17 protein-coding genes and 1 tRNA gene are annotated in these 20,318 nt (G+C 70.8%); 9 read left to right on the forward strand and 9 right to left on the reverse strand.

The genetic code is table 11. The features are described 5' to 3' along the window. Positions 1-127: 127 nt before the first annotated feature. Positions 128-3,238: a S8 family serine peptidase gene (locus tag KY498_RS14505; protein WP_191009030.1), complete on the forward strand. Its 3,111-nt coding sequence runs from the start codon at positions 128-130 to the stop codon at positions 3,236-3,238. Between the two features lie 66 nt (positions 3,239-3,304). On the opposite strand, the gene KY498_RS14510 is transcribed toward KY498_RS14505, so the two are convergent. Continuing rightward, a complete protein-coding gene (locus KY498_RS14510) occupies positions 3,305-3,721 on the reverse strand; it encodes a hypothetical protein (RefSeq protein ID WP_101306826.1) in 417 nt (138 codons plus the stop codon). A gap of 141 nt (positions 3,722-3,862) precedes the next feature. Between KY498_RS14510 and KY498_RS14515 the strand changes: the two genes are divergently transcribed. After that, on the forward strand, positions 3,863-4,537 hold the full coding sequence (locus KY498_RS14515; RefSeq protein ID WP_191009029.1) for a DUF433 domain-containing protein: 675 nt from the start codon (positions 3,863-3,865) through the stop codon (positions 4,535-4,537). Positions 4,538-4,540: 3 nt separating this feature from the next. Further along, positions 4,541-4,945 carry a hypothetical protein gene (locus KY498_RS14520; RefSeq protein ID WP_191009028.1) on the forward strand — a complete coding sequence of 135 codons (405 nt, stop codon included), beginning with the start codon at positions 4,541-4,543 and terminating at the stop codon, positions 4,943-4,945. A gap of 31 nt (positions 4,946-4,976) precedes the next feature. Here the strand turns inward: KY498_RS14520 and KY498_RS14525 are convergent, their stop codons facing one another. From KY498_RS14525 to KY498_RS14545, 5 genes are all read right to left on the reverse strand, one after another. Next, positions 4,977-5,750 (reverse strand): hypothetical protein, encoded by a 774-nt coding sequence (locus KY498_RS14525; protein ID WP_191009027.1) that lies wholly within the window; start codon positions 5,748-5,750, stop codon positions 4,977-4,979. Between the two features lie 207 nt (positions 5,751-5,957). Next, positions 5,958-6,030, reverse strand: a tRNA-Met gene (locus KY498_RS14530). 111 nt (positions 6,031-6,141) lie between these two features. Beyond that, the gene (locus KY498_RS14535) at positions 6,142-6,540 is read right to left on the reverse strand and encodes a YccF domain-containing protein (RefSeq protein ID WP_060960343.1); all 399 of its coding nucleotides are present in this window, start codon (positions 6,538-6,540) and stop codon (positions 6,142-6,144) included. Between the two features lie 29 nt (positions 6,541-6,569). Continuing rightward, positions 6,570-6,893: a hypothetical protein gene (locus tag KY498_RS14540; protein ID WP_101306823.1), complete on the reverse strand. Its 324-nt coding sequence runs from the start codon at positions 6,891-6,893 to the stop codon at positions 6,570-6,572. Continuing rightward, entirely contained in the window at positions 6,890-8,560 is a 1,671-nt protein-coding gene (locus KY498_RS14545) for a PspC domain-containing protein (RefSeq protein WP_191009026.1), read from the reverse strand. Before KY498_RS14545 ends, KY498_RS14540 begins: the two co-directional genes overlap by 4 nt. Positions 8,561-8,667: 107 nt before the next feature. Here KY498_RS14545 and KY498_RS14550 point away from each other — a divergent pair, with 107 nt between their 5' ends. The 6 genes from KY498_RS14550 (at position 8,668) to KY498_RS14575 (ending at position 15,654) form a co-directional block, all read left to right on the forward strand. Next, the gene (locus tag KY498_RS14550; protein ID WP_223848731.1) at positions 8,668-9,888 is read left to right on the forward strand and encodes an ATP-binding protein; all 1,221 of its coding nucleotides are present in this window, start codon (positions 8,668-8,670) and stop codon (positions 9,886-9,888) included. Next, complete coding sequence (locus KY498_RS14555) at positions 9,881-10,540, forward strand: response regulator transcription factor (protein ID WP_191009025.1); 660 nt, start codon at positions 9,881-9,883, stop codon at positions 10,538-10,540. Before KY498_RS14550 ends, KY498_RS14555 begins: the two co-directional genes overlap by 8 nt. A 47-nt stretch (positions 10,541-10,587) precedes the next feature. Continuing rightward, positions 10,588-13,005, forward strand: a complete 2,418-nt coding sequence (locus KY498_RS14560) for an ATP-dependent helicase (protein ID WP_191009024.1) — start codon at positions 10,588-10,590, stop codon at positions 13,003-13,005. Between the two features lie 57 nt (positions 13,006-13,062). Continuing rightward, positions 13,063-14,073: an SseB family protein gene (locus KY498_RS14565; protein ID WP_191009023.1), complete on the forward strand. Its 1,011-nt coding sequence runs from the start codon at positions 13,063-13,065 to the stop codon at positions 14,071-14,073. Positions 14,074-14,216: 143 nt separating this feature from the next. Next, complete coding sequence (gene ligD / locus KY498_RS14570) at positions 14,217-15,227, forward strand: non-homologous end-joining DNA ligase (RefSeq protein WP_191009022.1); 1,011 nt, start codon at positions 14,217-14,219, stop codon at positions 15,225-15,227. Positions 15,228-15,321: 94 nt separating this feature from the next. Beyond that, on the forward strand, positions 15,322-15,654 hold the full coding sequence (locus tag KY498_RS14575) for a hypothetical protein (RefSeq protein WP_101306816.1): 333 nt from the start codon (positions 15,322-15,324) through the stop codon (positions 15,652-15,654). A gap of 14 nt (positions 15,655-15,668) precedes the next feature. On the opposite strand, the gene KY498_RS14580 is transcribed toward KY498_RS14575, so the two are convergent. The 3 genes from KY498_RS14580 to KY498_RS14590 all read right to left on the reverse strand — a co-directional run bounded on the left by KY498_RS14580 (position 15,669) and on the right by KY498_RS14590 (position 20,293). Beyond that, positions 15,669-16,823, reverse strand: coding sequence for a WxL protein peptidoglycan domain-containing protein (locus KY498_RS14580; protein WP_191009021.1), 1,155 nt, complete (start codon positions 16,821-16,823; stop codon positions 15,669-15,671). 95 nt (positions 16,824-16,918) lie between these two features. Then, the gene (locus KY498_RS14585) at positions 16,919-18,919 is read right to left on the reverse strand and encodes a metallophosphoesterase family protein (RefSeq protein WP_223848730.1); all 2,001 of its coding nucleotides are present in this window, start codon (positions 18,917-18,919) and stop codon (positions 16,919-16,921) included. Positions 18,920-19,066: 147 nt separating this feature from the next. Beyond that, the gene (locus KY498_RS14590; protein ID WP_191009020.1) at positions 19,067-20,293 is read right to left on the reverse strand and encodes a HupE/UreJ family protein; all 1,227 of its coding nucleotides are present in this window, start codon (positions 20,291-20,293) and stop codon (positions 19,067-19,069) included. Positions 20,294-20,318 lie beyond the last annotated feature (25 nt).

Raw genomic sequence — 20,318 nt, forward strand, 5'->3', positions numbered from 1 at the left:
GGCGGCAGTGCCAATGGATGAGGATCCTCTCATCCTCCTTTCGCCGTATGCAGGGGGTGCATAGCCTCCATACAGCCGCGTCACACCCCGATGTGGCACCTCCCCCTGCACGAAAGGCGGTCCCCCTTTGCGACGACGCATTCTGGCTGCAGCCGGCGCGCTAGCGCTGCTCCTGCCCTCCGCAGCCGCGTACGCGGCCACTCCCGACGGCAGCGATCCCTCGTCACGGTTCCTGCCCGCGGCATCCGCCGGGAAGGTCTCGACCTCGTTCACGTCGGCCGCGATCGGGGCCGACGGCCTCGTGACGGTGGTCGTGGAGATGACCGGCGACCCCGTGGCGGTCGTCGAGGCCGAGCAGGGCCGGGAGCTGAGCGACGGTGAGCGCGGCGACGTCAAGAGTCGGCTCAAGGACGCCCAGGAGCCCGTGAGCGCGGCGATCGAGGACAAGGGCGGCTCGGTCCAGGCCGAGATGCAGTCGGCGTACAACGGTCTGCAGGCGAAGGTGCCCGCGGCCGAGCTCGACGCCATCGCGTCGATGCCGAACGTCGTCGCCGTGCACCCGGTGCGCACCTACTCGGTCGACAACGCGGTGTCGGTGCCGTTCCTCGGCGTCCCTCAGGTGTGGGAGAGCACGGGCTACACGGGCCAGAACGTCAAGGTCGCCATCATCGACACGGGCATCGACTACACGCACGCCACCTTCGGCGGGCCCGGCACCGTCGAGGCGTTCCAGGCGGCCGCCGCGACGTCGGCGCAGCCGGCCGACCCCGCGCTCTACGGCCCCGACGCGCCGCGCGTCAAGGGCGGCATCGACCTCGTCGGCGACGACTACAACGCCGACCCGACCAGCGCGTCGTACCAGCCCGTGCCGCACCCCGACGACAACCCGCTCGACTGCAACGGCCACGGCTCGCACGTCGCGGGCACCACGGGCGGCTCCGGCGTCCTCGCCGACGGCACGACCTATCCGGGCCCCTACGACACGACGACCCCGTCGAACACCTTCCGCGTCGGCCCCGGCGTCGCACCGCAGGTCGACCTCTACGCGGTGCGCGTCTTCGGCTGCGAGGGATCGACCGACGTCGTCGTGCCCGCCCTGGACTGGGCGGTCGACAACGGCATGGACGTCGTGAACATGTCGCTCGGCTCGTCCTTCGGCCGGGGCGACGACCCCGACGCCGTCGCCGCGGCCAACGCGGTGGGCGCCGGTGTGGTCGTCGTGGCCTCGTCCGGCAACGCCGGACACAACCCCTACCTCACCGGCTCTCCCGGCACGGGCGACGGCGTCATCTCGGTGTCCGCCGTGGACAGCGCTGAGGGCTTCCCGGGCGCGACGGTCACGGTCGACGGCGCCCCCGTCGAGGCGATCAACGCCAACGGGGCCTCGCTGGACGGCCTCGGCGATCTCTCGGTCGTGCGTCTGACGGGCGACAACGTGCTGGGCTGCTCCGCCGCCGCCTTCACGGCCGCCGGCATCGTGCCGGGCGGCAATCAGCTCGCGGTCGTCGACCGCGGCTCCTGCGCCCGCGTCGCGAAGGCGATCTACGGCCAGCAGGCCGGTGCCGCGGCCGTCGTCATGGTCAACACGACCGACGATCTGCCGCCGTACGAAGGTGCCGTCACCGCGAACCCCGACACCGGCGAGGCGTTCGATCTGACGATCCCGTTCCTCGGCGTGCGGTCCTCGAACGGCCCGGTCTTCGTCTCCGGCGCCACGGCGAGCCTCGTGGCCACCCAGATCGCGAACCCCGGCTTCCGCGGCTACGCGTCGTTCAGCTCGTCCGGTCCGCGGTCCGGAGACAGCGCCATCAGCCCCGACGTCGCCGCCCCCGGTGTGTCGATCTCGTCGGCCGCGGTCGGCTCGGGCAACGGCGCCGCCATCCTGTCGGGCACCTCGATGGCCGCCCCGCACGTCGCCGGCGTCGCCGCGCTCTCCGCTGAGGCGCACCCGTCCTGGACGGCTCCGCAGATCGCGGCATCCGTCGTGTCGACGGCGGACCCCGACAAGGTCGCCGGCCAGAGCCTGACTCTCGGCGGCGTGGGCCTGGTCGACGCGGCGCAGGCGGTCGCCACCACGGTGACCGCGACGGGAGACGCCTTCCGCACGGAGAGCGGCTGGGCCCGCGAGTCGGCGCTGAGCTTCGGCTTCCAGGAGTCGCCGCTCGGCTTCGGCGGGGTCAAGACGGTCACCGTGCGCAACGACGGCCCGACCGCCGTGCGCTACGACGTCTCGACGGCGCCCTCGGCGCAGTCGAAGAAGGCGCGGATCATCCTCTCGAACCGGTCGATCACGGTGCCGGCGGGGGGAACGGCGAAGCTGCTGCTCATCGTCGCCGCGGCCGCGAAGGACGTGCCGAGCTCTGTGGGGGCGTCCGATCAGTTCGCGTTCTCGGAGATCTCCGGCGACATCGTGCTGAGCGCGGCCGACTCGACTCTGCGCGTTCCGTATCTGCTCGTCCCCCGTGCGGACAGCACGGTGAAGGCGACTGCGAACGGTCCGTGGTTCGGGGGCAAGCAGAAGGTCGCCGACGGCACCAAGAAGCTGACGCTGCGCAACCTCGCCGGGGCTCTTCCGGCCGGTGCCGACGTCTACACCTGGGGGCTGTCGGACCCGAAGGATGCCGCGGCGTCGCTCCCCGACACGGGGTATGACATCCGTGCCGTCGGTGTGCAGTCGTTCGCCGAGGGAGACGATCACCTGATGGTCTTCGCGATGAACATGCATCACCGGTGGTCCAACGCCGCCGCCAACGAGTACGACATCGTGATCGACACCGATCGCGACGGCCAGGCCGACTGGATCGTCCTGTCGGCGGACTCGGGCGCCGTGCGCAACGGAGACACGAACGGCCTCTCGGAGGTGTTCATCGTCAACGCGAAGACGAAGGAGCTGGCGGCGGCCGGGTTCCTCACCCAGGCGCCCACCGACAGCAGCACGCTGCTGCTGCCGGTCCGCGCCAGCGACCTCGGCATCACCGGTGCCTTCGCGTACACGGCCGAGACCTTCGCGTCCAACAACGCGTCGGATGCCGTGGACGGGTGGGCGACCTACGACCCGACCGCTCCGGCGATCAGCAACGGGCAGTACGTCACCGTCCCGCAGCGCGGCTCGGCGAGCGTCGACGTGAGCTTCAACGCGAAGCAGATCGAGGCGCAGAAGCCGCTCGGCTCGATGGTGGTCGTGATGGACAACCAGTCCGGCGCCGATGAGGCGCTGCTGCTGCCGCTCAAGAAGTAGGCCCGCCACGACGGAGGGGACGGATGCCGCGGCATCCGTCCCCTCCGTCGTGCGCCCGGTCAGGGATCAGGCCGTGCAGAGCTTCGGCTCGGCGCCCTGGCCGAACCGGTAGTCGTAGGTCGTGCCGTCGACGCTCACGATGATGCGCAGGCCGTCGATCTGCGCCTGCGTGTAGCTCTGGCCGGGCGTCGCGCACCCGAGAGAGCCGTCGTTGAACGTCACGGCCTGGGAGGACACGAGCTGCGGGGTGCCTTTCACCCCGCGTGCGGTCAGATCGGCGACGATCGCATCCCAGCGGCTCTGCGGCACCTCCACGGCAGCGCCCGTCGGCCCGACGGGCCCCGGTGTGGCCGTCTGCAGGGGAGGTCGGCTCGACGCCGACGCGGCGGGCGACTCCGCGGCCGGGTCGGTGGCCCCCGACCCGCACGACGTGAGGGCGAGCGCCGCCAGGGCGATCACGGCCAGGATCGGTGTTCTGCGCATGAGAGCCTCCTCGGGCCGGCGATGCGGATGCCGGATGAAGCGAGGGTAGGCCCTGCGCCTGCGAATGCGCGGGGAGGACCACGCTCGCGTGACTCGGTTTCGAGCAGGCAGACCGAGCTAGATGTGCCCTAGCATGTTTGCATGCAAACACTCGTGAAGGATCGCGCGTACACAACGCCGATCTACGGTCAAAGCGAGGCCGCGCGCATCATCCAAGCGCCGCCGACGTCGTTTGCACGCTGGGCGCACGGACACCGTTTCGCGCAGCGGACGGCCGGCGAGTTCGGTTGGAGTCCTCCGCTGCTGACCGGCGTCACCGACGGGCGCGGCTACACCGTGCCGTTCAACGCGCTTGCGGAGGGGTTCATCATCGAGTCGTTCCGCCGGGTCGGACTGCCGATGGCGCGCATCCGGCCAGCGATCGAGGTGCTTCGGGAAGAAATCGGCCTCGAAAACGCTCTGCTCAGTGAGCGGCTGCGAACCGACGGCGCGGAGATCCTTTACCAAAACGGTCAGGGCGAGCTCGTCGTGGTCCGCAACCACCAGGGCGTGTTCAACGAGGTCGTCGCCGAGTTCCTCCAGAGCATTAGCTACCGGGACGGATTCGCACAGTACCTGCGGTTGCCCATCTTTGAGGCTGTCGATGTCGTCGTGGACCCGCACCGCAATTCGGGTCAGCCAACAGTGGATCGGATCGGCGTGCGCGTCGACGACATTGTGAGCCGTGTGCGCGCCGGAGAGCCCATGGGCGACGTTGCAGACGACTTCGGACTCGAACGCCCCGAGCTACGCTCGCTCATCCTCCAGGCTGCTTGAACCGTGCTCCCGGTTCGCTTCCTCCTCGACCGGTCGCTTGGTCAGCGAGCGCTTGCGGCGAGGCTTCGCGATGCCGGATGGGACGTTCAAACGCTCGCCGACCAGTACGGCGACGAGCGTGCGCAGCGCATGCGCGACGAGGAGTGGATCGGGGCCGGGGCGATGGCCGGCTACTTCCTCGTCGCGAAAGACCACCGCATCGCCACGCGCCCCCTCGAGGCTCATGCGATCTACGCCCACGACGCCAGAGTGCTCGTCTTCGCCCGAGGCGACCTCACCGCGGCGCAGATGGGTGACCTCTGCCTCGAGTACTCGGACAAGATCCACAGGCTCGCTGCCGCGCGCGGTCCCTTTGTGTACTCCCTCGCTGCCCATGGCCTCGCGCGCAAGCGACTGGCCGCGCCCTAGGACGTGTTGCCAAACCGATTCGGTTCTCTTGTCATTGCCAGGCGCGGACATGGTGGATAGTGGCGGACTTGGGGTAGCTACCGGTGTGAGGTCCGATCTCGAACAGGTCGATCATGAGGAAAAGTGGATAGTCGGGAGCCTGTTCGATCCGTCGGAGCACGCGGCCTTCGCATCCGATCACTGTCTCTCCCCGACCCCAGATCACCGTCCAGGTGTGGGGAGAGGAGGCGTCGAAGGGGAGGACCACTTCGCCCATGTCGGTGGTCAATCCCGGGTCGTGGTGCGCTTTGATGCCGGTGCGGGCCACGGTGGTTTCCCCGATGGCGTCGGCGTCGATCTCGAAGATGCAGATCTCGCCGGACTCTGTCGGGGATCGGTGTTCAGTTCCGACGAGCCATCCCGCGAGCATGCAATTGGGGGCGCGGGTCGCGGAGACGGTGATTTCCACCCGCCCGCATGACGGCGCAAACAGGAGACTTTGTGGTGTCTCGGTACGGACGTCGAGATCGACTCGGTGACGATGTGTTCCGAGCGGTGAGCCGACCGGCCCGGAATACACACCTGTCTGCAGATTGGAGACGCGCAGAGGCGCGTCTTCGAGGCGCCAATCTGGCTGGTCAGAGTCGATCCGCAGCTCGATCCCGGCAGCGACGATTTCGTAGTGCGCGCGCGCCCGCTCTGGGGTCGTCCATTGCGGCAGATAGCTCGCAACCCATCGCTTTGGGTTCAGCCCGGTGGTGAAGTCGTCATCAATGTCCGGTTCACGGCTGGGCGCGGCGGGAAGGCTCCCCGGGAAGGACGGCATGAGAAATGATCGCACGCGACCCCAACCGGTGAAGGGTGGCGGCGAGGCAGAGGGGGGGCACCGTCTGGTGCAAGCGCGCGAGGACCGCCCTCGACCGGGCTCGTACGACCGCGATTGTGTCCAAACCGCGTCCATTGGCGCCTTCCGACGCCGACTGAGCGGCCACGATCCCTTGCTATGACTGGGATCGTGCCCCCTCGAAAGAAGACGCGACGGCGGGAGTCGAACCCGCAACGCGACCGGGTATGAACCGGTGCCCGGGTCCGCCCGGATCGCCGCGATGCCCCGAGGTGGGGACGCCATCACGCTAACCCGCCACGCCCGTCGTGCCTAGGTGTGTGACCTGTGTTTGCGTTATGTGTCCGCGCGTGACGGGCTTCCGGCCGCCGCATCACAGCGTGCGGTCGAACGCGCCCTGGCGGGTCGACACGATGTCCTTGCCGAGCGGCATGAGCGAGATCGGGATCATCTTGAAGTCGGCGATCGCCATCGGGATGCCGATGATGGTGATGCAGAGGGCGATGCCGCTGACGAGGTGCCCGATCGCAAGCCACCAGCCGGCGAGGATCACCCAGACGACGTTGCCGAGGAAGGACCCCACGCCCGCGGTGGGCTTCGGCACGATCGTGCGTCCGAACGGCCAGATGACGTAGCCGGCGGTGCGGAACGAGGCGATCGCCCATGGGATCGTGATGATCGGGATGCACAGCACCACCCCGGCGATCACGTAGCCGACGAACAGCCAGAAGCCGGCGAAGATGATCCAGACGATGTTGAGGATCGTGCGCATGGGTCCATTGTCGCCGCAACCGGGCGGGCCTACACGCGGCGCCGGGCCGCCGCGCCCTGCGCGTGACGGAGCAGTCCTACGAGTCCGCAGATCAGGGCGAGCGCGCCGAGCGCCATGAGCGTGCCGGCGACGAGCGTGGCGGCGTCCAGCTGCGGCACGATCGTCGCGAGATCGTCGAGCGCGCCGGGTGCCCATGTCAGTGCGGCACCGACCATGGCGACCGCCACGAACACGAGGCCCCAGACGATGCCCGCCCAGCGGATGCGAGGCTGCGGCATCGCGTCGAGAGTCGTGTTCTCTTCGTCGGCGGTGGATGCGGCGGTCAGATCGGTCACGGTGTCGTACTCGGTCATCGGGAACCTCCGGTGGTGGGCGTGGGGAGGAAGACGGTGACGGACCCGCCGTCCTGTTCGATGACGATCCTCTGATGGGTACGGGAGCCGGGGTCGCCGAACGCAGCCGAGTAGCGGATCCGGCCGTCCGGGAGTCGAGCGGACGTGACGCCCGGGATGTCGTCGAGTCGCGAGAAGGAATACTCACCGGAACTGCTCACGCTGACGCCGTCGACGGCGGCGTCGCGTGTCGTGATCTCTATGTCGATCCGGGCAGAGTCATCGGGAGGCTCGGGAAGAACGCGGGTGTTCCCCGATTTCTTCTCGACGAAGGCGGCGCCATCGAGGCCGGTGTCCTGTGTCGCGATGACGAGGTCGCCCCACGTCTGCATGAACGGGTCCGATGCCGAGGTGCCCGGCTGCGAGGCATCGCCCACAGTGATCCAGTAGCTTCCGATATGAAGCGTCTGCGCAATCGGCACCGCCGTCGCTGCGCCCGCGCCGAGCAGCGTCACGACGGTCACGAACGCGAGGAAGCCGCTGCGGCGGCGCAGCGCACCGGCCACCACCATCGACATGCCGAGCACGACGCCCGCGACGAACAGCCCGCGTGCGGCACCCAGGGCATCGCGCTGAGCGATGGCGGTGGCGGTACCCGCGATCACGGCGACTCCGACGGCGACGCCGACGAACGCGAGCGACGTGCGGGGAGAGTTCAGACGCCGCAGTCGACGGCGCTCGGCGGCTTCGGCAGCGAACGCGGCGGCGCGCTCCTGCCGCTCGCGGCGCGCCTGGTCGCGGACGGCACGATCGGCATCCTGCTGCTGCCGGCGCCAGGCGTCGTCCTGCACTTTCCACGCGGCGTGCTGCTCGCGCCACGCGGCGTAGGCGTCGTCGCCGGGTGCAGGGCGTTCCGACTCGGCCGTGCCGGCCCCGCTCGACGACCGGAGGTCGGGGGCGGCGTCGCTCGAGGAGTCGGGGGCGGTGCCCGGGGACGGGAAGGCAGGGGAGGATGCCGCGAAGCCGGCGGCATCCGTCCCCTGCGGGTCCGCGGAGGCGACCGGACCCGAACCGGTGGCCACGGCGGACGCGTCCGGCGATGCATCCGCAGCGGAAGCCCTCTGCTGCGGCGGTGCCGGGGACACGGAGCGCGCGGAGTGACGCGCCGCGCGCACGATGATGAACAGGAGCGCGACGGCGAGAACCAGACCGACGGTCACCATCAGCGCGGACAGCGCAGACCATCCGCCGAGCCCGGGGCTCAGCATCCACTGCGGGATGCCGCCGACGAAGACGACTCCCGGTCCGAGCGGGATGAGCCCGAGGATCAGCAGACCGAGAATCCCGATCTGAGCCGGCTCGAACCGACGACGCAGAGCGTCGCGCAGCAGAATCCGACCATCGAGGTCGGGGAGGAGTGCCCAGGCCAGCGCGTAGAGGAAGATCACCGGGAACCCGAAGAGGCCGACCACGACCAGGATGCCGCGGACGATCAGCGGATCGATCCGCAGGCGCGCCGCGATTCCCGCCGCGACCCCGCCGATCCACCCGTCGCCGCGGATCAGCCCGAGTCCCCCGGTCCACGAGAAGAAGCGGTCGCCGGCGTTGCGGCCACCGGTGTCGGTGTCGGGAGGAGGAGGTTGTGTCGACACGGTCGTCTGCGGCGGCTCCACGGGTGGGGTGGTCATGCATCGATCTTCGCGGCGTGGCGGCCGCGCCGACCATCGGGGGAACCCCTGAGACGGCCCTGATCTCTGCAGCTGCGGCGATGACGGCCGCGCTCGCGGATGGTTTGATGGGCCGTATGACGCCCGCCGCCGCCCCGGATGCCGCGCGCGCCGCGCCCGCGCCGCGTCCTGTGCCGCCGGCCCGGCCGCCGCTCGTTCGTCCTCGTGAGTGCGTCGTCGCCGGCGTCGCCGAGGGCCTCGCCCACCACCTCGGTGCTCCCGTGAGCGCGGTGCGCGCGTTGTTGGTCGTCCTCGCGCTGTGCGGAGGTGCCGGCATCCTCTTCTACGCCTGGTGCTGGGCCTTCGCGCCCCGCGCCGCCGGAGACGCGCCGACCACGAGCTCGGCGCCGATCGCCTGGATTCTCACGTGCGGCGCCGCGATCATCCTGCTGCCGCTGACTGCGCTCGCCGTCGTCGGCTCGCGTGCGAGCTCTGACCTCGCCGTCGTCGTCGTCGCCGCATCGGCGGCGGCCGCGGCCGCGGGAGCATGGGCGACGCTGGTCGACCGCCGTGACCTTCTCCGCGGACCGGGGCACGCGGTGATCGTCCGAACCACGGCCGTGATCATCCTCCTCGCCGTGTTCGGAGTGACCATCCTCGCCCTCCGCGACGGCGTGGCGGCGGATGCTCTCCTGATCGTGGTGCCGCTGATCGCGCTCGCCGCGGTGCTGTCGTCGACTCTCGTCGAGAAGTGGCGCGAGCTCACAGGTGAGCGCGACCGGCGCATCCGCGAGGAGCAGCGCGCCGAGATGGCCGCTCACCTGCACGATTCTGTCCTGCAGACGCTCGCCCTGATCCAGAACCGGGGCGGCGCATCGAGCGACGTCGCGCGGCTCGCCCGGGCACAGGAGCGAGAGCTGCGGGCCTGGCTGTACGACGGCGATCAGCCGGCCGACAGCGACCTCGCCACCGACCTTCGCGACTACGCCGCCGCGCTCGAGCTCGATTACCCGGTGCGGATCGACGTGGTCGCCGCGGGGATCTCGAATGAGCGCGCGAGCGGCGAGATCGCGGCGGCGGCACGGGAAGCGATGCTGAATGCGGCGCGCCACGCCGGCGGCGACGTCTCCGTCTACATCGAAGGGCGCGCCGACGGCGTCGACGTCTTCGTCCGCGACCGGGGGCCGGGTTTCGTTCTCGACGACGTGGCGGACGACCGGCTCGGCGTTCGCCAGTCGGTGATCGGACGCATGCGGCGCCTCGGCGGCACCGCGACGGTGACGTCGGGACCGGAGGGCACCGAGGTACAGCTGCGGGCGACGACGGCAGAGGGCAACGCTCGTGGTTGACGGCATCCGCGTGGTCATCGTCGACGACCACTCGATCTTCCGCTCGGGTCTGCGCAGCGATCTCGACGACGACGTCGCGGTGGTCGGGGAGGCGGCGGACGTGCCGACGGCGATCGCCGTCGTCGCCGAGACACAGCCGGACGTCGTGCTGCTCGATGTGCACCTGCCCGGGGGACGCGGCGACGACGCGACGGGCGGCGAGGACGTCATTCGCGGCTCTGCCGGGGTGTCGACCCGCTTTCTGGCGCTGAGCGTTTCCGACGCGGCCGAGGACGTCGTGCGCGTGATCCGCGCCGGAGCGCGCGGCTACATCACGAAAGGGTCGTCGGGCGCCGAAGTGAGCCGTGCCGCCCGCGCCGTCGCCGACGGCGACGCCGTGTTCTCGCCGCGGCTCGCGGGGTTCGTGCTCGACGCGTTCGGAGCCGTCGCCGGCGAGACTGCCGCCGTCGACGACGAGCTCGACCGGCTGTCGACCCGCGAGCAGGAGGTGATGCGCCTCATCGCCCGCGGCTACGCGTACAAGGAGGTCGCGAGCGCACTGTTCATCTCGATCAAGACGGTCGAGACCCACGTCTCGGCGGTGTTGCGGAAGCTGCAGCTGTCGTCGCGGCACGAGCTGACGGTTTGGGCCTCTCAGCGGCGCCTGCTGTGACGTGCGGCGACTGCGGTGTCGGAGCCGCGACCTAGACTTGTCGGGATATGAGTGACCCGATCAAGCCCGTCATCGTCGGCATGCCCACGGATGCCGCGCGCGGCACGGGGGCGCGCGTCGACGACGACCTCCTGGCCGGGCTCAACCCCCCGCAGCGCGAAGCGGTCACCTATCGCGGACAGGCGCTCCTCATCGTCGCCGGCGCCGGATCGGGCAAGACCAGCGTGCTCACGCGCCGCATCGCCTCGCTGCTGCGCGGCCGCGAGGCGTGGCCGAGTCAGATCCTCGCGATCACCTTCACCAACAAGGCCGCCGGCGAGATGCGCGAGCGCGTGCGGCACCTCATCGGCGACACCGCGCAGGGGATGTGGATCTCGACGTTCCACTCCGCGTGCGTGCGCATCCTCCGCCGCGAGGCCGACCAGTTCGGCTTCACCAAGAGCTTCACCATCTACGACTCGGGCGACTCCCGGGCGCTCGTCAAACGTCTCGTCAAGCAGTACGAGGCCGACGCGTTCGGCCTGACCCCGGCATCCGTGCAGAGCCGCATCTCGAAGCTCAAGAACGAGCTCGCGGATGCCGAGTCCTTCGCCCGCACGGCCAACATGAGCGACCCCGCCGAGCGTCTGTTCGCGGAGATCTTCGCCGACTATCAGCGCTCGCTGCAGCGCGCCAACGCCTTCGACTTCGACGACCTCATCGCGCAGACGGTGTATCTGTTCCGCGCCTTCCCGCACGTCGCCGACACGTACCGGCGCCGGTTCCGGCACATCCTGGTCGACGAGTACCAGGACACGAACCACGCGCAGTACGCGCTCATCCACGAGCTCACCCGGCCCATCGAAGACGTCGGGGCGCTGCTCGACGAGACCGACGGCGCCTCGCTGACCGTGGTCGGCGACTCCGACCAGTCGATCTACGCCTTCCGCGGCGCCGACATCCGCAACATCACCGAGTTCGAACGCGACTATCCGGGTGCGAAGGTCGTGCTCCTCGAGCAGAACTACCGGTCGACCCAGAACATCCTCACCGCCGCCAACGCCGTCATCAGCAACAACTTCGACCGCAAAGACAAGAAGCTGTGGACCGACGTCGGCGCGGGGGAGAAGATCGTCGGCTTCACCGGCTACTCCCAGCACGACGAGGCGCAGTTCGTCGCCGACGAGGTCGAGGCCCTGCACCGCGCAGGACTCGCGTACGGCGAGATGGCCGTCTTCTACCGCACCAACTCGCAGTCCCGTGCGCTGGAAGAGATCTTCATCCGCGCGGCGGTGCCGTACAAGATCATGGGCGGCACGAAGTTCTACGAGCGTGCCGAGATCAAGGACGCGCTCGCGTATCTGATCGCGGTCGCCAACCCGGCCGACGAGCTGAGCGTCCGCCGCATCCTCAACAAGCCCCGCCGCGGCATCGGCGACGTCACCGAGACGGCCATCGCCCGCTACGCCGCGGACGAGGGCATCACCTTCCGCGATGCACTGGCCAATGCGTCCGCCCTCGGCGTCGGGCCGAAGATCCAGGCCGCCATCGCTCAGCTCGACGCCGTGCTCGCCGAGGCGACCGCCATCCTGTTGCCCGCCTCGGGCGAGGCGCCGCCCCCCACCTCCGTCACCGACGGACTGAACCTGCTGCTCGGCAAGAGCGGCTACCTCGACGCCCTGCGGATGTCGAAGGATCCGCAGGACGAGGCGCGCGTCGAGAACCTCGACGAGCTCGTCGCGGTGACGCGCGAGTTCGCCCGCAACAATCCCGACGGGACGATCCTCGACTTCCTCACGGAGGTCGCGCTCGTCTCGGATGCCGACGACCTCGCCGACGCGTCGGGCTCGGTGTCGCTCATGACGATGCACACGGCGAAGGGGCTGGAGTACGACGCCGTGTTCGTCACGGGCGTCGAGGAGGATCTGATCCCGCACCGGATCTCGGCCGGCGAGCCGGGCGGCCCGCAGGAGGAACGGCGCCTGTTCTACGTCGCCCTGACCCGCGCCCGCAAGCGGCTGCACCTGTCGCTCGCGATGACGCGCGCCCAGTTCGGCGAGGTCTCGGTCGCGATGCCCAGCCGGTTCCTGCAGGAGATCCCGCACGAGCTCATCGACTGGCGGCAGTCGCCCGGAGACATCAACTCCCGCGGCGGCGGCCCCTCGCGCGCGCTCAACGCGCGGCGTCCGGGCGGCGGTTTCGGCGGATCGGGCGGATCGCGCTACGGCGACGATCTCGTTCCCCTGCCGCGACGCGAGAAGCCGGCGGGCGACCTGACCAAGTTCACGAACCGCATTCCGGCGAAGGTGCGCGACAACGGCGACATGGAGCTCGCTCCCGGCGACCGCATCCGTCACGAGGACTTCGGCGAGGGGCGCGTCGACCAGATCACCGGCGAGGGCGCCAAGCGCGTCGCGCACGTGCGGTTCGATCGGGCCGGCCAGAAGAAGCTGCTGATCAAGATCGCGCCGATCGAGAAGCTGTAGCGCAGCGCTCTGCGCCGGCGGCGGCAGCGTCGGGGCGCCGCGGCTAGGCTCGAACGCATGGCACTGTTCTCGCGTCGCGGCCGATCCGACACCACCGAGGATGCGGCGACGCCCGCGGTCGATCCGGCCGAGTCCGCCGCCGACGCGTCCGCGCCGACCGAGGCCGCGGCCGAAGCGGTGCCCGAGGTGCGCATCTCCGTCTCGACGTTCGGCACCGACCCCGCGGTCGCCTCCGCCCCGCCCGCGGCGGCGACCCGCCCCGCCGCGACCGCGCCCGAGGCTCAAGAGATCGTGCCGGGCCTGATCGACAACGGGCTGCTGCAGGCGGCTCTCGCCGCGCTGTCGGACGAACCGCAGAACACCGAGATCATGAACGTCATGCGCCAGGCGCTGCAGGGGCAGCTGTTCCTCCGCGCGCAGGGCGACGTGCAGGCGCTGCTCGCCGCGGGAGAACAGATCAACCTCGCGATCGCATCGCTCGAGGGCACGCGCTTCCTCCTCGCCTTCAGCGGCGGTGCCGCGCTGCAGGCCAGCGTCGAGTCCGAGGGGGGTGCGTCGACCTCGGTCATCGGCCAGCCCGCGCTCGAGGTGCTGCGCAACGCCGTTGCCGGCGGCTACGACGGCATCTACCTCGACCACGCCACGCCGGGTGCCCGGGTGATCCTTCCCGCGCCGCTGCTCAGCCGCGCCATCGAGGAGAGCGAGCCCACCTTCGAGATCAAGGCGCTCCTGTCCGGACCGCGCGATGAGAGCACGCCCGCCCGCGTCGCCGACGCCCTGTCGCGCCTTCCCGTCTGGGTCGCCGGCGGCACGGACGCCGAGGGGCGGATGGGGCTCGCCGAGGCGCGGACCCCCGAGGGACTGCGACGCATCGAGGTGTTCTCGCATCCGCTGGAGGTCGTCGCCCTCGGTCGCGGCGATCGGCCCCTTCCCGTGCAGCCCGTGCAGCTCGGGCGGGCACTGGCATCCGAGCCGGGTCTGACCGGCGTCGTCGTCGACCCCGGCGGTCCCTGGATCGAGCTGGACCGCGCCGCGCTCGCCGGCGTGATCGCCCTCGCCGACGACTGACACCCGGGCGCTCGCGGAATCGGGGGCGCGACACAGATGCGGATGCCGCGCGCCGCGCCGTCCGCATCCGGTTGAGTGATCCGAATCCGCTGCCGTCGCGGAGACCCCTGTCGCCGCCGCCGGGCGCCCCCTAGGGTCGAGGCATGGCATCGGAGCGCATCACGATCGAGGTCGGCGACCGAGAGGTGTCGCTGTCGAGCCCGAACCGCGTGATCTGGCCGGAGCCGGGCATCACCAAGCGCGAGCTCGCCGAGTATTTCCTCGCCGTCGCGGAGCCGTTCCTGCGCGCCAACGGCCACCGGCCGGTCTCGCTCGAGCGCTTTCCCGACACGGTCGACGGTGAGCGCTTCTTCTCGAAGAACCCGCCGCGCGGCGCGCCCGACTACGTGCACGAGGTCATGTGCACGTACAACAGCGGTCGCCGCCACCCGCAGGTCGTGCTCGACGAGGCGGCGGCGATCGTGTGGGCCGTGCAGATGAACACGGTCGTCTTCCATCCGTGGGCCTCGCTCGCGAACGACACCGACAACCCCGTCGAGCTGCGGATCGACCTCGACCCCCAGCCGGGCACCGACTTCGCGGATGCCGCGGCGGTCGCGCCCGCGCTGCGCGAGGTGCTGCGCGAGGCCGGGCTCGAGCCGTGGCTGAAGACGAGTGGCAATCGCGGCATCCACGTGTTCTGCCCGATCGAGCCGACCCATGAGTTCCTGGACGTCCGGCACGCCGTCATCGCCGCCGGGCGCGAGCTCGCCCGACGGCTGCCGGATGCCGTCACGATGGACTGGTGGAAGGAGGAGCGCGGCGCGCGCATCTTCGTCGACTTCAACCAGGCCAACCGCGATCGCACGATGGCCGGCGCCTACAGTCCGCGCGCTCTCCCGTCCGCGACGGTCGCGACGCCGATCACGTGGGACGAGCTGGCGGACGGCGTCGATCCCACGGCGTTCACGGTGCGCACCGTCCCGGAGCGTCTCGCCGCGATGGGCGACCCCTGGGAGGGGCTGCAGCGCTCCCCGGGCCGCATCGACACGCTGCTCCAGTGGTGGCAGCGCGACCTCGAGGCGGGGCTCGGCGAGCTGCCGTTCCCGCCGGAGTTCCCCAAGATGCCCGGCGAGCCCCCGCGGGTGCAGCCGAGTCGGGCGAAGAAGGACTGAGCGGGTTCACCGCCGCGTCGCCCACCGGCATCCGCGGCGACACCCGCGCCGCTTATCGTGGCGCGCGAGCGCTGCGGCGCGGAAGGGGGCGGGAATGGGCGCGAGGGATGCCGCGACGCGCTGTCTCGCCGCACTAGCTGCCACGATCGCCCTGCTCGCCGGGCCGACCTCTGTCGCGTACGCGGCCGACGACGGCGCGAGCGCGGACGGGGGCGGCTCGACCATGGTCATCGCGGTCGTCGTTCCTCCACACGATCGCCCCGCGCCGCCCGTGACCCCGCCCGCGGACGCATCGGGCGGCTCCGACGCCGGGGGCCTCGCGTCGACCGGCGACCAGGTGGCCGGCGCGCTCGCGTTCGCCGCGGTGGGGGCGGCGCTGCTCGCCGCCGGGGCAGCGCTGCGTGCCCGCGCCGCGCGTCGATCCTGACGACCGCCGGGTCGTCAGTCCGCGCCGGACGCGCGGGTGCCGGCCGCGCTCGGCCCGTGGGCGACGGTGTCCGCGGCATCCTCCGCCCCGACCGTGCCCTGGGCCTCCGCGAGGGCGTCGGCGACGGCGCGGGCGACGCGCTCGTCCTCGCGCCGGCGCCGCGTCGCGGCGGTGCGGCGGCGCAACCAGACGGCGCCGAGCGCGATCGCGGCGGCGAGCAGCACGAGGATCAGCAGCAGCCACGGGACGGCGAGACCCATCGTCTGGGTCGCGACGGGCTCCAGCGCGCTCGTCGAACCGGACGCGTCCACGACGATCGGTGTGACCGTCGCGGAGGCCACGAGGGCGAGCATGCCGGCGATGCCCGGCACGGTGATCTGCACGTCGCGGGTCTCGCCGGGGAGGATCTGGACCTCGGGCGCGACGTCGCCGGCATCCGTCGGGAACCAGCCGAAGGGGCCCGCGATCGAGGCCGCCTGCTGGGCCCCCATCGTCGTGTTGCCGGTGTTGTGGAGCGTGTAGGTGAGGGTGGCCGCGCCGCTGCCGAGTCCCCACGTGCCTCCCCAGCTCACCTGCGGGTTCTCGATCGTCAGCGCGGGGGCGAGCGCCCCCGAGACGCGCAGCCCGATGCGGATGCCGAGGCGGCGGTCGACGGAGATGCCCTGATCGGCCGACGATGCGAGCGAGGTGACGATGCCGCCGACGTAGTCGCCGGGGGTCGCGGTCGCGGGCACCGACACCTCGAACGGCACGGTCGCCGACTCGTCCGGCGCCACCGTGACGGTGGTCGCGGCGGCATGCGTCCAGGCGCCGATGCCGACGGAGGTCTCCGCGGGCGTCAGCAGGTCGAGCTGCCCGCCCGCGCCCGTGTAGCCGTCGGCGGCGTACACAGCCAGCTGCAGCGGCGCACTGCCGTGGTTGCTCACGACGAGGGCGTCGCTGACGCTCTGGCCCGGATCGACCGCGTACGTGTACGAGGTGCGCTCGGCGCCGAAGCCGTTCGAGGCGGTGCGCACCGTCCAGGTGACGTCGTCCGCGGAGTCGGCGGCGGCGGCATCCGTGACCGCGTGAGCGGAGGCGGCGGGCACCGCGACGCCGCCGAGGAGGACGGCCGCGGCCAGCAGGGGAGCGGCCAGCGCCGTGGGGAGAGAGCGGCGGGAGCGGAACATGGGGTCCTCCGGCGTGGGGTGGGAACGGGTGCGTCCCGAGGCGGATCGGCGGCGATGCGCGCCGATCCGCCCCGGGGCGCGGGGTGAGGTGGAGATCAGTTGCTGATCGCCGTGAGGGTGAGCGTGCCGCGGTAGCTGCCCTTGTCGACGTCGACCGGGATCTTCAGATCCAGGTCGGAGCCGAGGGTCGCGGTGCCGCGCTCGTGGCCCTGCGCGGCCGAGCCGAGCACACGCGAGTCGGACAGACCCGTGCCGCCGTCGTAGCCGGAGCCGACGGTCGCGCCCGCGACGGCGCCGCCGCCGGCGGTCACCAGCTTCGGGGTCCAGCCGAGGTACGAGCCCGAGAACGACTTGTCACCGTCGGTGAAGTCGCCGACCTTCGCCGCGATCGACCAGGGGGCGACGGCGCGGCGGGTGTCGGTGACGGTGATCGGGTTGATCTGGCCGGTGGCCTCGAAGTAGCTGTTGCTCTTCTCCGTGGCGGTGCCGAGGTCGACGAGACCGTTGTGTCCGTCGATGGTCCAGCCGAACTCGCCCGGGGCGGCGTCGGGCACGTCGACCTGGATGTCCTGACCGTCGCCGTGGTTGGGGTGGATGGTCACCTCGTCCTGCACCGAGCCGACGGGCTGCGCCGCCTGCGTGCCGTTCGCGGGGCCGCACCACAGCACCTTGCGCAGCTCGACGGCCGCGTTCGGCGCGTCGCACGTGCCGGAGCGCACGTTCTGCACGACGAGGGCGTCCTTCTGCACCTGCACCTTGACGAAGGTGCGCACGTGCTCCTGGTTCTCGACCGAGTTGTACCAGTAGTTCGACGGGTTCTGCGGGTCGGCGCCGTTGCCCGCGCCGGAGGTGGCGTCACCGGCGACGGGCGCGGTGAGGTCGTAGTACTTCGAGCCGGAGGCCGAGTTCGCCGTCACGTAGACGACGCCCCCGGGGCCCTCGAAGACCTCGTTCTGACCGGGCTTCTCGTCGGCGTTCGCCTTCTGGCCGTTCTTGATCTCGTATGAGCGCGAGTAGCTGTGGTCGTGGCCCTGGAGCACCAGGTCGACCCCGAGCTGGGAGAACGTGGTCGGGAAGTCGACGCGGCGCACCTTGTTGTCGGCATCCTGCGCGTGGTCGGCGGGGGAGTAGATCGCGTGGTGGTAGACGAGCACGGTGTACTTCGCCTGTGCGCCGTGAGCGTTGATGACGTCGGTGACGTACTGGATGTGAGCCGCGTCGCCGCCGCCGCCCGACGAGGAGGTGTAGCTGTTCGAGTTCAGGTCGATGAACAGCACGTCCTTGTGGATGAACCAGTAGTCGCCGCCCGACGTGTTGGAGGTCGGGTCGCCGTTGACGTAGTACTGGCTCGATCGGTCGGTGTTGGGGGTGTAGAAGTGCTGCTCGTACGCCTTGCCGCCGACGTCGTGGTTGCCGATCGTGGCGACCCACGGGTAGCTGCGAAGCTGCGCGGGGGCGAGGAAGCCGTCCCACTGCGCCTCCGTGTTGGCCTTGTCGACCTGGTCGCCGCCCGAGACGAGCAGCTCCGCGTTCGGGTTCGACTGCAGCGAGACGTTGACCGTGTCGACCCACCCGGCGGTGTCCTTCGCGACATCGCCCGACGAGCCGATCTGCGGGTCGCCGTAGAAGAGGAAGTCGAAGTCGCCCTCGAAGGAGTGCGTCTGGAAGGTCGTGGTCGTCGACCACGCGCCCTCGGCACCGACGCGGTAGGAGTACTGCGTGTTCTCCTGCAGGCCGGTGATGGTCGCGTGGCGGTTGTAGCCGCCGCTGGTCGCGATGTTGGCGCCGCCGGTCGCGGCGAACGTCACGGCGGATGCCGGGAAGGCGCCGCCCACGAGCGCGGCCGTGGGCGCGACCTGCACGACCTGGGCCGTGTCGGCGGAGGTGTACCAGCTCACGATGCGCTGGGTCTCGTCGGCGCCGACGCCGAGGATGACGCCGGTCTGCGTCGTCGGGGTGTCGGCGAGGGCGGGAGTCGCGACGACTCCCGCGAAGGCCGTCGCGCACAGCGTGGCGGCGGTGATCCAGGCGATCGACCGGCGCGGGAGGCGCGGCGCTCGCAGTTCGGCGGAGTGCGGCATGGTCTGTCCGTTCATGGGTGAGGGATGCGTGGCGAAGGCCCGACGCAGGCGCCGCGAGGGGCGTCATCTGGACGATCCGCCTCGGGGATGACACCGCGGTGAACATCTCGCCCCGGAGCGGTGACGTCGCGGCGAAACTCTGAGGGTTCGCCCAGAGCGGGCTCAGTCCCAGCCGAAGACGCGCTGCACGAACCAGATGAGGCCCGCGAGGGTGACGGCCACCGCGAGGGCGCCGGTGGCCCACATCGCGAGACGGGGAGTGCGTCGCCGCAGCAGCACGAGCACCGGGAACACGAGCGCGATGAGGCCGATCTGCACGGCTTCGATGCCGAGGTTGAACACGAGCAGCGACCACAGCAGCGTCCACGACCACGGCTCGTCGATGCCGAGGGCGGAGGCGAAGCCGAGGCCGTGGATCAGGCCGAAGCAGAAGACCACGAGGAGCCGCAGCCAGCCGGCGCGGTCGAGCCCGAGTGGACCCGAGTCACGGGTCAGCTCGGTCGCGGCCTCACCCTCGCGCCACAGGCGGAACAGATACCAGGCGGCCACGATCGCGATGGACAGGGCGATGGTGGGCTCGATGATGATGCTCGGCAGGTTCACCACCTTGGTCGCGGCGAGGATGAAGGTCACCGAGTGGGCGATCGTGAACACCGTCGCGGCCAGGACGATCTCCCGGAGCTTTCGAGAGCCGGCGATGAGCGCGAGCAGGAAGAGGATGTGGTCGATGCCGGTCAGCAGGTGCTCGGCGCCCAGGCGGAAGAACTCCCAGAAGCGTTCCCACGTGCTCTGCGCGGTCGAGAACTCCGGTGTCGAGGCGTCCAGGGCGGCCGACCCGGCGTGCAGGTCGATGTCGTAGGTCAGGATCGTCTTCGTGCCCGTGACGTAGCCCTCCTCGTCGGGGAACAGGGTGCTGCGCACGACGTGCGCCTCTCCCGGCGGGCAGTCCACCGCGAGCGGGAGGACCACGTAGGGCACCCCTTCCTGCACGGTCATCGTCACGGTATCGAGTGCGCCGAGCGTGCACGTGCCCGCGTCGCCGCCGGTCGTGCGGACCGTGAAGCGCTCGTCGAGGTAGCGCGAGACGGTGTCGCGATGATCCCTGACCGCCGTGGCCATCGCCGCGTCGTCGCGTGCATCGAAAGCGGCCGTGCCCGCCCGGAAGAAGTCGTCGTCCTGCTGGGTGTCGGCCGCCGAGACCACCAGCAGGTCGTACTCGAGTTGCAGCGTCGCGACCGTTCGTCCGTCCTCGTCGTGCGACAGGTCGGCGAAGACGACCGAGCTGAAGCCGTGCGCCAGGGCGGCGGATGCCGACACGAGTGCGGGGGCCACCGCCAGTACGGCCGTGAACGCGACGAGGAGGGCGGTGGGGAGGCGGCGAACGGTCACGGCGTGAGCGTGCGCGTGCTCGGTG

The sequence above is a fragment of the Microbacterium sp. PAMC21962 genome (genome assembly GCF_019443465.1).
Taxonomy (GTDB): Bacteria; Actinomycetota; Actinomycetes; order Actinomycetales; family Microbacteriaceae; genus Microbacterium; species Microbacterium hominis.

Bases quoted from the DNA above. Each gene is read 5' to 3' on its own strand.
- KY498_RS14550 (WP_223848731.1), top strand. From the start codon at position 8,668: ATGGGCCGTATGACGCCCGCCGCCGCCCCGGATGCCGCGCGCGCCGCG.
- KY498_RS14515 (WP_191009029.1), top strand. From the start codon at position 3,863: ATGCAAACACTCGTGAAGGATCGCGCGTACACAACGCCGATCTACGGT.
- ligD (WP_191009022.1), top strand. From the start codon at position 14,217: ATGGCATCGGAGCGCATCACGATCGAGGTCGGCGACCGAGAGGTGTCG.
- KY498_RS14540 (WP_101306823.1), bottom strand. From the start codon at position 6,893: ATGACCGAGTACGACACCGTGACCGATCTGACCGCCGCATCCACCGCC.
- KY498_RS14560 (WP_191009024.1), top strand. From the start codon at position 10,588: ATGAGTGACCCGATCAAGCCCGTCATCGTCGGCATGCCCACGGATGCC.
- KY498_RS14535 (WP_060960343.1), bottom strand. From the start codon at position 6,540: ATGCGCACGATCCTCAACATCGTCTGGATCATCTTCGCCGGCTTCTGG.
- KY498_RS14585 (WP_223848730.1), bottom strand. From the start codon at position 18,919: ATGAACGGACAGACCATGCCGCACTCCGCCGAACTGCGAGCGCCGCGC.
- KY498_RS14525 (WP_191009027.1), bottom strand. From the start codon at position 5,750: ATGCCGTCCTTCCCGGGGAGCCTTCCCGCCGCGCCCAGCCGTGAACCG.
- KY498_RS14545 (WP_191009026.1), bottom strand. From the start codon at position 8,560: ATGACCACCCCACCCGTGGAGCCGCCGCAGACGACCGTGTCGACACAA.
- KY498_RS14510 (WP_101306826.1), bottom strand. From the start codon at position 3,721: ATGCGCAGAACACCGATCCTGGCCGTGATCGCCCTGGCGGCGCTCGCC.
- KY498_RS14565 (WP_191009023.1), top strand. From the start codon at position 13,063: ATGGCACTGTTCTCGCGTCGCGGCCGATCCGACACCACCGAGGATGCG.
- KY498_RS14580 (WP_191009021.1), bottom strand. From the start codon at position 16,823: ATGTTCCGCTCCCGCCGCTCTCTCCCCACGGCGCTGGCCGCTCCCCTG.
- KY498_RS14575 (WP_101306816.1), top strand. From the start codon at position 15,322: ATGGGCGCGAGGGATGCCGCGACGCGCTGTCTCGCCGCACTAGCTGCC.